The sequence below is a fragment of the Gimesia sp. genome (genome assembly GCF_048260065.1).
Classification (GTDB): Bacteria; Planctomycetota; Planctomycetia; order Planctomycetales; family Planctomycetaceae; genus Gimesia.
On the sequence record NZ_JBLXHC010000009.1, the window covers coordinates 112,906 to 126,510 of the forward strand.

Annotated in this window: 11 protein-coding genes; 7 read left to right on the plus strand and 4 right to left on the minus strand. The window is 48.5% G+C overall.

Annotated features, from left to right (window positions below):
* The first annotated feature begins 70 nt into the window (after positions 1–70).
* The 3 genes from ACN0YN_RS17675 (at position 71) to ACN0YN_RS17685 (ending at position 3,734) form a co-directional block, all read left to right on the plus strand.
* Positions 71–550 carry a hypothetical protein gene (locus tag ACN0YN_RS17675; RefSeq protein WP_417386358.1) on the plus strand — a complete coding sequence of 160 codons (480 nt, stop codon included), beginning with the start codon at positions 71–73 and terminating at the stop codon, positions 548–550.
* 497 nt (positions 551–1,047) lie between these two features.
* Entirely contained in the window at positions 1,048–2,349 is a 1,302-nt protein-coding gene (locus ACN0YN_RS17680; RefSeq protein WP_417386359.1) for an FG-GAP repeat domain-containing protein, read from the plus strand.
* Positions 2,346–3,734 carry a tetratricopeptide repeat protein gene (locus ACN0YN_RS17685; protein ID WP_417386360.1) on the plus strand — a complete coding sequence of 463 codons (1,389 nt, stop codon included), beginning with the start codon at positions 2,346–2,348 and terminating at the stop codon, positions 3,732–3,734. The genes ACN0YN_RS17680 and ACN0YN_RS17685 overlap by 4 nt, the downstream gene beginning before the upstream one ends.
* A 262-nt stretch (positions 3,735–3,996) precedes the next feature.
* On the opposite strand, the gene ACN0YN_RS17690 is transcribed toward ACN0YN_RS17685, so the two are convergent.
* From ACN0YN_RS17690 to ACN0YN_RS17700, 3 genes are all read right to left on the minus strand, one after another.
* Positions 3,997–4,968, minus strand: a complete 972-nt coding sequence (locus ACN0YN_RS17690; RefSeq protein ID WP_417386361.1) for a DUF1559 domain-containing protein — start codon at positions 4,966–4,968, stop codon at positions 3,997–3,999.
* A 459-nt stretch (positions 4,969–5,427) separates the two neighbouring features.
* Entirely contained in the window at positions 5,428–6,408 is a 981-nt protein-coding gene (locus tag ACN0YN_RS17695; protein WP_417386362.1) for a DUF1559 domain-containing protein, read from the minus strand.
* A 419-nt stretch (positions 6,409–6,827) separates the two neighbouring features.
* Positions 6,828–7,247, minus strand: a complete 420-nt coding sequence (locus ACN0YN_RS17700; protein WP_417386363.1) for a hypothetical protein — start codon at positions 7,245–7,247, stop codon at positions 6,828–6,830.
* 304 nt (positions 7,248–7,551) lie between these two features.
* Between ACN0YN_RS17700 and ACN0YN_RS17705 the strand changes: the two genes are divergently transcribed.
* The gene (locus ACN0YN_RS17705) at positions 7,552–8,016 is read left to right on the plus strand and encodes a YaiI/YqxD family protein (protein ID WP_417386364.1); all 465 of its coding nucleotides are present in this window, start codon (positions 7,552–7,554) and stop codon (positions 8,014–8,016) included.
* A 36-nt stretch (positions 8,017–8,052) separates the two neighbouring features.
* Here the strand turns inward: ACN0YN_RS17705 and ACN0YN_RS17710 are convergent, their stop codons facing one another.
* Positions 8,053–9,774, minus strand: a complete 1,722-nt coding sequence (locus ACN0YN_RS17710; RefSeq protein WP_417386365.1) for a SulP family inorganic anion transporter — start codon at positions 9,772–9,774, stop codon at positions 8,053–8,055.
* Between the two features lie 682 nt (positions 9,775–10,456).
* On the opposite strand from ACN0YN_RS17710, the gene ACN0YN_RS17715 reads away from it, so the two are divergent.
* The 3 genes from ACN0YN_RS17715 to ACN0YN_RS17725 all read left to right on the plus strand — a co-directional run bounded on the left by ACN0YN_RS17715 (position 10,457) and on the right by ACN0YN_RS17725 (position 13,523).
* Positions 10,457–10,699, plus strand: a complete 243-nt coding sequence (locus tag ACN0YN_RS17715; RefSeq protein ID WP_417386366.1) for a hypothetical protein — start codon at positions 10,457–10,459, stop codon at positions 10,697–10,699.
* A gap of 188 nt (positions 10,700–10,887) precedes the next feature.
* Entirely contained in the window at positions 10,888–11,259 is a 372-nt protein-coding gene (locus ACN0YN_RS17720; RefSeq protein ID WP_417386367.1) for a BlaI/MecI/CopY family transcriptional regulator, read from the plus strand.
* A gap of 2 nt (positions 11,260–11,261) precedes the next feature.
* Positions 11,262–13,523, plus strand: a complete 2,262-nt coding sequence (locus tag ACN0YN_RS17725; RefSeq protein ID WP_417386368.1) for a M56 family metallopeptidase — start codon at positions 11,262–11,264, stop codon at positions 13,521–13,523.
* Positions 13,524–13,605: the final 82 nt, after the last annotated feature.

Genomic DNA, 13,605 nt, shown 5'->3' on the forward strand with positions numbered 1-13,605 from the left:
GTTTGCGTATCACTTAATCATCGCGGTCAGGAATAATCATAAATACCTGAAATGAAAGGAAGGTGTTCACATGAAAGCGCTCACTTTTAAAATTTTGACCGTTGCTGCAGTATTGGGAATCAGCCCCCTCTTCTTATCAGCACAAGTTCAGGCTGACGATGCTGGTGCAGCCAGCAAGGTGTTGCCCGATCAGACCGTTACTCAAATCGATCCGGTAGTACGTGCAGGAACAGCGCATCTGAATATTGATGACGCAACCCGTGCGCAATATCGTTACCACAATGGTCGCTGGTGGTTTCTGACCAAACAGGGACAATGGCTGGTCGATCATAACGGGATGTGGAAACCGTTTGATCCGATGACTTTCGACAATTCGGATCAAACCATGAGCGCACAAAATGGAAACAGTGGCTCAAACCAGGCCTACACAGGCAGCTATTACAATGGGACTCAGTATATTGGGACTCGTTCTCATGCACATGGCCACCATGATTTCTCCGGAATTCATTATGGTCACTGGGGTACCGGATTTAGTAAAGGCCACAATTAACAACTGGATGCCACTGGCAAAATAACTGGCTACTTGAAATAGCAGGCACTACAGCAAACCAGATCAGCAAATTCTGATCAGGTTTACACCGCGATGAAGGCAGATCGGCAAATTTTTCAGCTGATCTGCCTTTTTTGCTGCGCGGGGCGATATTGGTCTCTCGCAACTCAAAAGTGCCCTCTTTGGGAAAAAGGGTCGGTTCCGTCCCTTACTCTAAAGTACATCACATTTTAAGGTAGCGTCTTCTGGACGATGATTCTCGGTTTAAATGCCCCTGAAGAGACAATCGGAAAACGGGATACGATCTCATTCAAAATTCAGTGATTGCTGCAAACCGTTGCATGAATTCAGCGGTTTTTTCTAATATGAACGCAGTTTTTGGCGTAGTAAGTGAATGGCGATGCCTTTGTCTGGTTTATATGATTGGAACAGCAAGGTATTCCTGTTATTGACTAATCAACTCTGGTTACACTCCCTGCAAGCAATGATGGATTTTTATGTCACTGAAAACCCGCGCGCTCGCCCTGGTCATCATGATAATTGCGATTCCGATTGTCATGTGGCTGATTCTTCCCACGTTACCCTCACTGGGACAACCTGCAGAAATCTTTTCGGGGGGGACAACGTATCCTGCTTCGCCTGTGAAGTTTGAGCGGGCAGTGGTCGGCGGAGAGCCTATGGGTTTACCGCTGATTACGAATGTGCAGATTCTGGATTTCGATGGCGATGGTCAGAACGAAATCATCGGCTGTGATTCCGGTCGAGGCAGTGTTTCCCTGTTTAAAAAAGAGGGACCAGCCTCCTGGAAGGAAGAAGTTCTGCTGATTGACCTGGCCGCACCGGGCCATGTAACCGTCGTTGATATCGATGCCGATGGCGATCAGGATATCATCGTTTCAATTCTTGGAAATCTCATGCCCGATGATCGAGTGATTGGTCGCGTGGAGCTCTACGAACGAGAGGGAGACGGTTATAAAAAACACGTGATCCTGAATGATGTCCGACGTGTGGCGGATGTGCAGCCTGGTGACTTCGACGGTGATGGTGATCTCGATCTGGCAGTGGCCGTATTTGGATATAATCGTGGTTCCGTTTTGTGGCTGGAGAATCGGGGAGACCTGCAGTTTCGAGATCATGAACTCTTAAATGCCCCTGGTACCATTCATGTCCCTGTCGCTGATTACGATGGCGATGGTGATCTGGATATCGCTGCCATTGTCACTCAGGATGAAGAAGAGCTCTGGGGATTTGAAAACCTGGGAAATGGTGAGTTCAAAAAAAGGCGACTCTGGTTCACAATCAATCTCGACCTGGGAGGGGCAGGCCTGATTCATGCCGACCTCGATCAGGATGGTGACGAAGATCTGATTCTACCAGCCGGTGATAACCTGGAAGACCTCGACGCCTATCCGCAACCTTATCACGGCTGCCTGTGGTTTGAGAATAAAGGTAACTGGGAATTTGAAACCCATCGCATTTCGGATCTGGGGGGGACTTACGCTGCGGATACAGGTGATTTTGATGGAGATGGCGATCTGGATGTTGTGCTGGTAAGTATGACCAACGACTGGTACGACCCTAAGACAGCCAGTATTGTCTGGCTGGAAAACGACGGGAAACAGGGTTTTAAAACCTGGCAGATTGACAGTAACCCTATCCATCTCGTCACAGTTGCAGCCGGGGATCTCAACGGAGATGGCAGAGATGACATGGTCGCAGGTGGATTGAATTTACGCAAACCATTTCAAAGAATAGGTCGAATCACCGCCTGGTTGAATCTTCAGGAGGACAAACCATGATCCAGCTGATTCGTCTCCTTCTGATACTTCTGCTAGTAGAACTGGGATATAGTGGCTATCTCATTGCAGATCGACTGGCTCGTCCTCTGCCAGTGCTCCCTGATGCAGAAAATCTCGATCCATTACTGATGTCGGATTTTCAGGAACTGGCAAAGCAGGCAGAAACTGGTTCCAGTAAGGAATGGTTACGCCTGGGGCAGGCATTTCTCGGACAGGGATTTTACAGCTATGCCGAAAACTGTTTTCAACAGGCGAGGCAGATGGATCCCAGCGATGCGTTAGCCCAGGCCAGTTATGCCTTTTGCCTGGACAGAACGGGGCGCATGGAGGCCAGTACGCGCGAATATGAAAAACTGGAAGCATTCAGTGGTGAGACAGACGAACCGTTTGCGAATCGCCGACACTATTTGTATGCGATAGGCCGGAATTATCTGCGTGAAGAAAATGCGGAGAAAGCAGAAGAAGTGTTTCGTCAGAATAAAGCATTTCCACCGGCAGCTTATCAACTGGCGAAATTACTGGTTCGTTCAGGTCGAGTTGATGAAGCACTCCCCATAATTGATTGGAATCTGGAAAAAACTCCTAATTCACTTGTCTTCAACCAACTGCAGGCGCAGGCTCTTGAGTCGCTGGGACGTATGGAAGAGGCAAAGCAGGCCAGGGACCATGTGGAACACGCGCTAAGTATGATTGAGCTGCATTTTAATACCGCCTTTCTGCGACCCTACAGTATACGTCATGGCATTCAGAAAGAAGTCGAGGACTATAATCAAATGCTGGGACGCAATGATATGGATCACCTTGCTCAGAAATTAGATGCATTACTGGAGAAATTGAATGCACGCCTTCCCCAGTACCAGGCGACATTGATCAGCATGCTGGAAGTGCAGTACCAGCGAAAAAATCCGGAACAGATGCTGCAGTTGATTCAAAAATTAAAGAAGTACGGTATTGTCAATGCAGAGACAATCCAGTTCGAAGCCGGCGCTTACATCCTTAAAGAAGATCTTGATAAAGCAGTTCCTTTATTGGAGAGAATGTTGGAGATGACGCCTACGATTGAAGTGCATCAGACTCTGTCAAATTATTACGAGCAGCAGAATAATCTGGAGAAACGCGATTACCACCAGGCGAAAATGGCGCTGTTGTATGCTATGATCAATTTCCGAAATAACCAGTTACAACGCGCTGAAGAAGCCATCGAGAAATCGGCGGAACTGAATTCTCAGGATCCCCAGACATGGTTCTATGTTGCAGAAATTAAACGTCTGCTCGGTAATCAATCAGCTGCAATAGAAGCTTATCAGAAGTGCCTCAAGCTAAACCCGAATCATGGTCGGGCGATCAGAGAACTGAAATTGCTTGAAAAATCATCCAACCCCTAACGTGGGACTCAGCGGTTCAGCAAATTACGAACGCTGACAGACAATGCTGCAGTCTGTTTTCCGCTGTGCATGAAGCAATTTCGATTGGATGAATTTAAAAAACACAGGCGACTCATCAACAGTGTGATGAGTCGCCTGTTTTATTGAGAGCACAAAAGAATCAGTTTCGTTCAGATTATGTCCCGTTTTAAGATCGCGTCTTCAGGTCCATTGGAACCGGGTAGATTCGCTAGAGAGACGCGATGGTTAAGCCTGAGAGACTTTAAAATTCTCCCACGACTTCACCCCCGTTACGGGTAACCAGTTTATGATAAGTGGTATTGGAACCGCCGCTACTCATATTTTCGCTGACGAAACGAACGCGTCCATCTGTAAAGAGCATGTGCACTCCGCCGACGTGTGAACTGGCTGCGCACCAGTCATCTCCCCAGCTTGCTGCAGAGCCATTGATCAGATAAGTGGTGTTGCCACCGCCGAAGTTGGTGACATCATAATGCAGTACACCAGGATGCCAGGTTGAGGTGGAAGATGTATATCGAGGGCCGATCCATAATCCACCCTGCCAGTTACAGGCCGTTCCGCCACAGTTGGTTGAGTTGGCACCATCGTTCTGGGTGGTACGCTCAGAAACTAAAACGGTGTTACTGGTACCATCCGTGATGTCACGGATTCTCGTAGCGGAATTACCATACAGAATTCCGTTGCTGGTTGTGGCTGCTGCCGTTCCGTGACTGCCAAGGTAGTTCGATTTTCCGAAACTGCTCTTATCGGTATTCACACCACCCATCGGGTCTGAAGGACAGATGTAAGCAGGCAGAACCGTTTTTGCCAGATCTGAAGCATTGATGCTCCAGTGTTGACCAAACTGGTTGGTCTGTGTTGACAATTGATTGTACAGAGGCGCCTGATCCATGAAGGGAAGAATGAATCCACCCCAGCCCAATCCATTGTTGTTTGCACTCTGCGAAGCTGTTTTGGAGCTTGTGAAATCGAGCTCATTATCAATAAAGCCGGGGGGGAAGACACGGTGTGTCTCATGGTAGTTGTGCAGAGCGAGGCCAATCTGCTTCAGATTGTTTTTACATGTACTGCGACGGGCAGCTTCGCGTGCCTGCTGCACCGCTGGCAGCAGCAGCGCAATTAAAATGGCAATGATGGCGATGACCACCAGTAGCTCAATCAGCGTGAATCCACGCTGCCAGACAACGCGTAATCGGGATGGTAGACGTTTCATGATCTGTACCTTCTATGAAATGAATAAAGATAAATAGTGATCAAGTAATAATGTCTGATTAGACAGGATTTGCTTCGCAGCCAGAAATAAGAAATGCAATTCTTAACGAGATCTGTGCCATCGAAAAGAATGATTAGCGGGTCAGATATTTTCTTTATATTGCCTGAAGCATCATCGGGAATTCTAGGAGAACTCAAGACAGATCATCCAGTGAACAAAGCGTGAAATCGTTCTGCTTCGTTTGTATTTCGCTGGTAGAATTGTGTTAACAGGAATAATCCGATGAAAAAATCTTGCTTTGACTGGATTGTCTTGAATAGACACTTATTACTCTTAGAAAAGAAATGAAAACTAAACAAAGCTAATAAAACGTGCTTTTAAAAGCAAAAGCCCGATCACTTCGGAATGAGGTGATCGGGCTTCTTTGTTACTTAGAGAATTCGCAGTGAGCGAAGTTGATTAAAACTCGCCAACGATTTCTCCTTTGTTGGGTGTGACCAGTGCCAGGTAAGTGCCCAGGTTGATGTTCTCAGAGAGGAAGCGAACACTGCCGTCGCCAAGAACGATATGAATTCCACCTTCATGGCTGCTGGATGCAATCCAGGCACTGCCCCAGGTTGCCGACGAGCCATTAATGTTATAGGTAGTGCTTCCACCGCCACTGCTGCCAACATCCAGTGAGGAAACTCCGGGGTGCCATGTAACAGCACTTCCAATCAGCCGAGGACCAATCCAGAGACCGCCACTCCAGGAACAGGCAGAACCACCACAGTTTGTTGCTCCACCACCATCATTTTCTGTAGTACGTTCCACAACAAATATTGTGTTGGAACTACCATCGGTGATGGTCTTCATTCTGGTTGTTGAATTTGCATACATTACGGCATTACGTCCATTAGCACCGGTGGCAGAACTGGCCAGGTAATTAGATTTTCCAAAGCCGTTCATGTCAGTGTTTACGCCTCCCATCGGGTCGGTTGGACAGATAAAAGCCGGTAATACTGTTTTTGCAGCTGCAATAGCATCACTGGTGCTGCCGCTGCCATCATGGTTGGAATCCATCCAGTTATAGGCGAAGCCGCCTGTCTGTGTTCCAATCAGGTTGTATAACGGTGCCTGATCCATGAAGGGTAGAATCATGGTACCCCAGCCCAGAGCGTTCAGATTGCTCGAAGCATCTACGGGACTGTTAAGGGCAGGGTTATTGTCGATGTAACCCGGCGGGAAAATAGTATGTGTTTCATGGTAGTTGTGTAGTGCCAGTCCGATCTGCTTCATGTTGTTTTTACATGTGCTGCGACGGGCTGCTTCACGTGCCTGTTGAACTGCCGGCAAGAGCAGTGCAATCAGGATTGCAATGATGGCGATCACTACCAGAAGTTCAATTAGTGTGAAACCGAACTTGAAAAAGAATGTGCCTTTACTTTTAACTCGTCTCATCAGAATCTTTACCTCCAGAATAAGAAAATGAACTGGTAATTGAAGTGGAAAAAGAACGAAATAAAAATTCGAACTAATCTAGCCCGTGAAACATTGAGTCTAATGTCGTGTTAAGTTTTAAAAGCGGCGGGACAGTACTATAAACGCGTCTTTCAATAATCTGTGCAAAGCGACGGGTAGCAGACTTTACGGTTAATTCGGATTGAGGATTTTAAAGGTGGGCCCGAACACATCTATTATTGTCGAAGTATCAGTGGAATATAACCGGAAAACGTGTTGGATTTGAGTTGTTGTAATAGAAAATCGCGCACTAATTCAGAGACGGGTTCTTACGTATACGTGGTGTGTACACTGAAGGTAGTGATGGTTGTGTTAAGATGATACGAATTGCCACCCCGGTCTTACGAAAGTTAATTTATTTACTTGGATTCCAGCTGAAAATCGAAGGTATTTGCACCTTCTTTTACATCTGCGGATAGGGTGGTTTGATCGTTGTATTTAGCAGGAATCGGGTCTTTATAGACCTGTCCGGGAGGAGTTGGATTTTCCTGTGGTGTAATAATGCTGACGGTATGCTTTCCGATCACTGCACCTTTGGTTTCAGCCAGATAACCCAGTTCATAGTTGCCGGCTTCATCAGTACGAGCGATGGAAGGTCGACCATTCTCCGGGCTGAAAGTGACTGTTACATTTGCCAGCGGTTGACCATCCATTGTCACCACACCAGTCACTGTACCCAGATCTGGTTGGTCACTCCCTCCGCTGTCGCCACATCCCGTAGCAATACACAAAGAAATTATTGAAAGACACACGACTTCGAACGACTTGAGCAACTTCATTTTGACTCCTGGTACAATATAAAACAGCCGCAATCCAGAAAAGCAGATTGCTATAATTAAGAATTGAATCAGCAAATCATACCCATCTGTCTGTCTTGATGTCAAACTCATCAGAGACAGTGCTCCGCGACTTTCGACTGTTAGAATTGAAAAGCAGACTCATAAAACGTTAAAAGATATACAGTGTTCATTTACTTAAGATCTGTTAGAAACAGCACTGATAATAACAGCGATCAGTCAATCAAATCAGCATTCGTTCTTTAGTCGAATACAACAGAATACTTAATCGAGAAGGAGTTGCCTGATGCAGGTCTGGGTTGATGCAGATGCCTGTCCGGCAGAAATCAAAGAACTGCTTTTTCGCGCTGCGAAGCGAACGCAGATCAAAGTCACGCTGGTAGCGAATCAACCGATGCGCATCCCACGCTCCGCGTATATTGACAGCCTGCTGGTCCCTCCGGGATTAAATGTGGCAGATCAGCGCATTGTTGAACTCACGGAAGCGGGAGATCTTGTCGTGACAGCAGATATCCCGCTGGCTGCACAGGTTGTCGAGCAAGGCGGGCTGGCACTCAATCCGCGGGGCACACTCTACACTGCTGAAAACGTTGGACAGCGACTTGCGGTTCGTGATCTGATGGACGACCTGCGGGGGGAAGGGCAGATCACAGGAGGCCCGGCCAACTTCAATGCCAAAGATCGTCAGGCTTTCGCCAATCAACTCGATCGCTGGTTAACTGCTGCCAGCAAAAAACGCCCGAAAGGCTGACCTTCCGGGCGTTGGCTGTCTCGAATTGAATCAGACTCAAATCATCTTCGTAATGTGATAATGCTGATCTTCGGAAATATCGACTTCGGCCAGATCGCCGGCCCGCTCGATCATTCGTTTGCAGTCGGCGTTCAGATTTCGCAGATGCAGACATTTACCTTCCTGGCGATAACGTTCGGCAATTTTGTTAATCGCTTCAATTGCCGACTGATCGTAAACGCGCGAGAAGTAAAAATCGATGGCAACAATCGGCGGATCATTTACCGGATCCAGCAGTTCGCGAAAACTGCTGACCGAAGCAAAGAACAGCGGTCCATGCAACTGATACACTTTTTTGTCGTCGTCTTCAAAATGAATGTCAGCCATCATATGTGTGGCATGATGCCAGGCGAAGATTAACGCCTGCACAACGATTCCCAGCAAAACAGCGACAGCCAGATTGTGGAACAGCACCGTATAGCCGGCAACCAGTACCATCACCAGCACATCACTTTTAGGAACCTTGTTCCAGGTATGCAGCGTGCTCCATTCGAAGGTTCCGATCACCACCATAAACATCACGCCCACCAGCGCCGCCATAGGCACCATGGAGATCACGGGTTTTAACAGCACGACCAGAACCAGCAGACCGACGGCTCCGACGACACCGGAAAGACGTCCGCGTCCGCCCGAATTCACATTGATCAGCGACTGACCGATCATCGCACAGCCTCCCATGCCGCCAAACAGACCACACACAATATTTGCGGCACCCTGGCCAATACATTCCCGGTTTCCACTGCCACGTGTTTCCGTGATTTCATCAATCAAAGTCAGTGTCATCAGTGATTCAATCAGGCCGACTCCTGCCAGAATCAGCGAGAACGGGAAGATAATGACCAGTGTTTCCCATGAAAACGGTGCCAGTACATACCGCGAGTCCAGAAAGAACAGCATCGGCAACGGTTCTTTGGTCGGCTGCACTGAAGCAACAGCGTCTGCGATCTGTGTTTCACTTAAAACGGCTGCCGTTGCAGGTTGTTTTGTTGCGCTCGTGTCAGCAGATTCAAGAGCTTTCTCTTCAGCTTCTGTAACTGCTTTAGCTTTCAGGTTGTTCATCATCAGGTCGTCCACTGTTTGAACGACGTTGTTCTGTCCGACTGGAACCCAACTCTCAGGAGCGAATTTGTTAATGCCGACGGCGATGACAGAGACCATGATAATCGCAGCCAGCGAACTGGGAACCGCTTTCGTCAGTTTGGGAAGCAGTACAATCACTGCCATCGTCAGGGCAACCAGTGTGATCATAATCATCAAGGGGGCCCCTGACAGGAATGTCATCGTTCCGTCAATGCCCAGCGTTTTGAAACTCCCAATCTGTGCCAGACCAATTACGATGGCCAGTCCATTCACAAATCCCAGCATCACCGAATGAGGGACCAGACGAATCAGTTTACCCAGCCGCAGCACACCCACGGTTACCTGTAACAGCCCACATAGAATGACGGCGGGAAACAGGTACTGAATGCCATGTATGGCGACCAGTGAAACGACGACCACAGCCATCGCGCCTGTTGCTCCGGAAATCATACCGGGGCGGCCTCCAGCCAGGGCACTGATAAAGCCGATGAAGAATGCGGAATACAGACCGATTGTCGGTGGGACTCCAGCGACAAACGCAAAAGCAACCGCTTCCGGTACCAGCGCCAGGGCGACCGTTAATCCAGACAGTACATCATCCTTGACCGAAGCGCTATGCTTCGAAAAAAACGCTAACATCAAAACTCCAATAACATTCTCAAGGTTGGTCTGCACAGTCAGCCTGGAAGGCGAACCCATCGCCAGTAGACTCTCCGTGCCAACACGGATACGGGACGCACAGGAAACTAACCGCTCGAGTGCAAAAGCAGACTTGAATTTGATTTGCTGTCTCGCAAATCCCGAATTTCAAGGTTCAGCAACTTAAACTATTGGTCATCAATCCTGTATTGGCAGTTGGGCAATCTCAGGCGAGCACACCAACGAGCGTGCGGACCATTTCGGCCAACGTGCCTTTTAAGGTCTGATAAGACACTACTCACTGTTTCGATTCAAACAGAACCTTTCGACGATACACAGGACCATCTCAGGGAGCGCGTTGCAGGAAACACGGGTGGGATGTTGAGGGGATCAACCAGTAATAATTGAGGATATACTGACCCTCAATTATTTTTAAAATCCACATGCCCCTTGTAATGAATTCTGCCATCTGTCACAAGCGGGAACCTGCAATAAACTCCCATTTTATGCCAGTTTCACTGGTTATTCACACTTTTTGAACTGTATACACGAGTAAGTCAATTGTTGGAAACGCCCTTGTTGAGGGGTATTTCTTCCCTTGCTGCTATAAAATTGAGTAAAATGATCAGGTCGCTCTATATTGTATCTGACACTGTTCTGGAGTGGAGAAGGAGTAGAGAAAATGAACAATCAACTTTCCCTGACGCAGCATCTGGAGGAATTGAAACAGAACCTGCGACGAAAACACTTTCTGTTGACAATCCTGTTCCTGTGGATGGGATATCTCATCTTCTTTTCAAGCCAGAAGGGTGGTCAATATCTGGTACTGGGGCTCATGTTCTGTATTCTGGTAGATACGATGAGTCAACAACGTCTGATTGACACACTGAAGATTCTGGTCATCAGTGAGCAGGAGATAAAGTAACTTTCTCTCTCTGAAGTTGTTTCCCAGGCAGGAGCTCAGTTACTCTTGTTCTGCCTCTGCCGTAATCCTGGCCGCTTTCTGAACGACGATTTTCCTGGTTCTTCAGTAGATTGCCCCCCGGTTCCTCTTGACTGTGTTTACAAATGTAGTTAATTACATCTGTAAACACTCATGGAGGAAGTTATCAAATGAATCAGGTTTCTATTTCTGATGCCGAATGGCAGGTCATGAACGTCATCTGGGATGGCCAGCCGCTTGCTGCCCAGGAGATTGTCTCGCGGCTTTCTGAACAGACGGACTGGGCGCCTCAGACGGTCAAAACCATGCTGCATCGCCTGGTCAAAAAAGAGGTGCTCACCTTCGAACAGCAGGGTAACCGCTATGTCTACCGCTCCCGCATCAAACGCTCGGCCTGTGTCAAACAGGCCAGCCGTGCCTTTCTGGATCGCGTCTTCGACAGTGAACCGGGCCCACTCCTCGCACATTTTATGCAACATACAAAACTCTCTGCACAGGACATCGCAGAGCTCCGCCGCATACTCGATGAGAAGGAACGTTGAACATGAATGGATTCCTGTTGACTGCAGATCTCTATGTTGAAATTACCGATCAAATCCTGGAACTGTTAATCATCCCTACCATGATCGCCGGCCTGCTGGCGGCGCTCGTCTTGTTCGTCAATCTCGTCGCCCGAAAATGGTTGACCGCCGGACAGATGGGACTGCTTTGGGCACTGGTTCTCATCCGGCTCGCCGTTCCCTATGGTTTTGCTCCCGAGAGTTCGTATAGTCTGACGAATCTGTTTGTGGAATTCATGGAGGAATCGACACCCGCTGAACCGCCCCGTGATGCTTACACTCCTGAACCCTGGCCGGTTAACGACGCTAACACGACGACTGCAGCGGATCTGCCTCTCGTGCATCAAATCCAGTTCCCGGAACCAAAACCCCCTGAAGTCAGTTTCGCCGAAACACTTCAGGAATATCTTATTTCCTTCCTCGAATGGTTCCTGCGGATCATCCCGCCACTCTGGTTTGTGGGAGCTGTCTTCATCCTGACGCGGATGCTCATCACCCATCGGAGATTCTCTCGTAAGATCAATCAACTTCCCGCCTCCACAGATCAGCGACTTTTAAAACTCTGGAACACCTGCTGCGAGCAGGTCCATTTCCGCGGCTCTGTTTCGGTGATTGTTACTGACGACATTTCCCAGCCCTCCGTCATGGGGGCCCGGCGTCCGAAACTGCTGCTCCCCACCGATCTCACAGAACTGAGCGACAGTCAGCTCCAGCTCATCATGCTCCACGAATTGGCGCATCTTATCCGGCGGGACCTGTGGGTCAACTGGTTTTTGTTCGGCTTGAAATTGCTCCACTGGTGGAATCCTCTCTACTGGCTGGCAGCCACCCGTTACAGCAACCTCCGTGAACAGTCCCGCGATGCCATGGTCCTCCGCTGGCGCGAACAGCAGGACAACGATACACACTGCGATCCTTCCCGCGAGTTCAGCGAACTCCTGCTCACACTCGCACAACGCGATCCTGTCTCTCGCTGGCGAATTTCACTCCCCGTCTCGCTCCTCGGATTTCTGAAGTCCCCCTTCCGCAAACGGTCACTCGCCAACCGGCTCAAGGCACTCCGCAGCGCAACAGTAAAAGTCCACCCGCTGCACACCACAGCCGTCATCATTGTCATTACTCTCTGCGCAGCGACGGGATTGGCGGATGTGAAAGATTCCACCGCCCCGGCGAATCAGCAAATGCAGATTCAAACTGAACACCAGCACAACTGGTATGCAGAGCTCCCTAAACTCCCGCAACCTGACGACGAAAGTTTAGAGCCGCTCTGCTTACGGATCTATCAGGTCAACAAAGTGATCGGCAGGATTTCCGAGGAACGAATGCTTTCTGAAGAGCAGGCATATGAGTATCTCATGTCGCACGTCAAATATCTGCTGGAAATACAAAATCAAAAATACCAGTCAGATGAGAAATCGCTTAAACAGGCACTTGCAGAGTACGACGGGCAGAACCGTCTTGTAGTCAATGCACCGGATTCGCTGCACGAAGAATTGACTCAACAGCTCCGCACCTGGGAACAGAGTGGTTGCGGCCAGATTACCTTTGCCAACATTCTCATGGAAACTGCCTCTGATGTTACGGTACAAACTGATATTGAGTGGACCGGTCTGGCTGGTTTCCAAAATACAACCCCCGCTCCAGGTCAACCGCAACTTGACAAAAACAATCCACTTCCGGTTGTGCAGGCAAGTGCTGCGGTTGAAGAGTATTTTCCCATCAGTGTGGCAGTGATCAACGAAAAACAGGAATTCAATCTGATCCAGGCCGCTCAGAAAGACGAGCACAGTCATTGTGCTTTTAATCCGAAGGTCACGCTGTTCAATGGCCAGAAAGCATCCATCGCCAGTCTGGTGCAAAGGCCTTTTGTCATCGGCGTACATAAAGCAGAATCCGGAGAATTGAAACCGGAATTGAAAGTCATTGCTGAAGGAATGACACTTGAACTCAGGCCGATCCTTACAGCAGATCACACAGCGGTACACGTCGAAGTTCTGGTCAAGCAAAGTGAAATCTCCCGCGTGAAAATAATGCAGACCAAAGTCTCTGGTAAAAAAATTAACTTCCAGGTCCCCAGCGTCGAACTAAGACGCATCAACGTCGCCGCCGACTTGAGTGGTAAGAAATCACTTTTGATTTCACTTCCTCCCACACTGCATTCTAAACACTATCAATATCTGCTCTTGAAAGCGGAAATACTGGGACATCCTGATCTTCCTGCGACACATGATCAACCAACAGAATGAAGGAATAAGCTCAAATCCGAACGCAACTGACCAACCCCGGCTGTTTTTCTTTTACGATTCTCCAATCATTCCATGGGATCCT

Coding starts and splice junctions, on each gene's coding strand:
- ACN0YN_RS17685 (WP_417386360.1), top strand. CDS start 2,346: ATGATCCAGCTGATTCGTCTCCTTCTGATACTTCTGCTAGTAGAACTG.
- ACN0YN_RS17695 (WP_417386362.1), bottom strand. CDS start 6,408: ATGAGACGAGTTAAAAGTAAAGGCACATTCTTTTTCAAGTTCGGTTTC.
- ACN0YN_RS17680 (WP_417386359.1), top strand. CDS start 1,048: ATGTCACTGAAAACCCGCGCGCTCGCCCTGGTCATCATGATAATTGCG.
- ACN0YN_RS17705 (WP_417386364.1), top strand. CDS start 7,552: ATGCAGGTCTGGGTTGATGCAGATGCCTGTCCGGCAGAAATCAAAGAA.
- ACN0YN_RS17710 (WP_417386365.1), bottom strand. CDS start 9,774: ATGTTAGCGTTTTTTTCGAAGCATAGCGCTTCGGTCAAGGATGATGTA.
- ACN0YN_RS17715 (WP_417386366.1), top strand. CDS start 10,457: ATGAACAATCAACTTTCCCTGACGCAGCATCTGGAGGAATTGAAACAG.
- ACN0YN_RS17725 (WP_417386368.1), top strand. CDS start 11,262: ATGAATGGATTCCTGTTGACTGCAGATCTCTATGTTGAAATTACCGAT.
- ACN0YN_RS17700 (WP_417386363.1), bottom strand. CDS start 7,247: ATGAAGTTGCTCAAGTCGTTCGAAGTCGTGTGTCTTTCAATAATTTCT.
- ACN0YN_RS17720 (WP_417386367.1), top strand. CDS start 10,888: ATGAATCAGGTTTCTATTTCTGATGCCGAATGGCAGGTCATGAACGTC.
- ACN0YN_RS17690 (WP_417386361.1), bottom strand. CDS start 4,968: ATGAAACGTCTACCATCCCGATTACGCGTTGTCTGGCAGCGTGGATTC.
- ACN0YN_RS17675 (WP_417386358.1), top strand. CDS start 71: ATGAAAGCGCTCACTTTTAAAATTTTGACCGTTGCTGCAGTATTGGGA.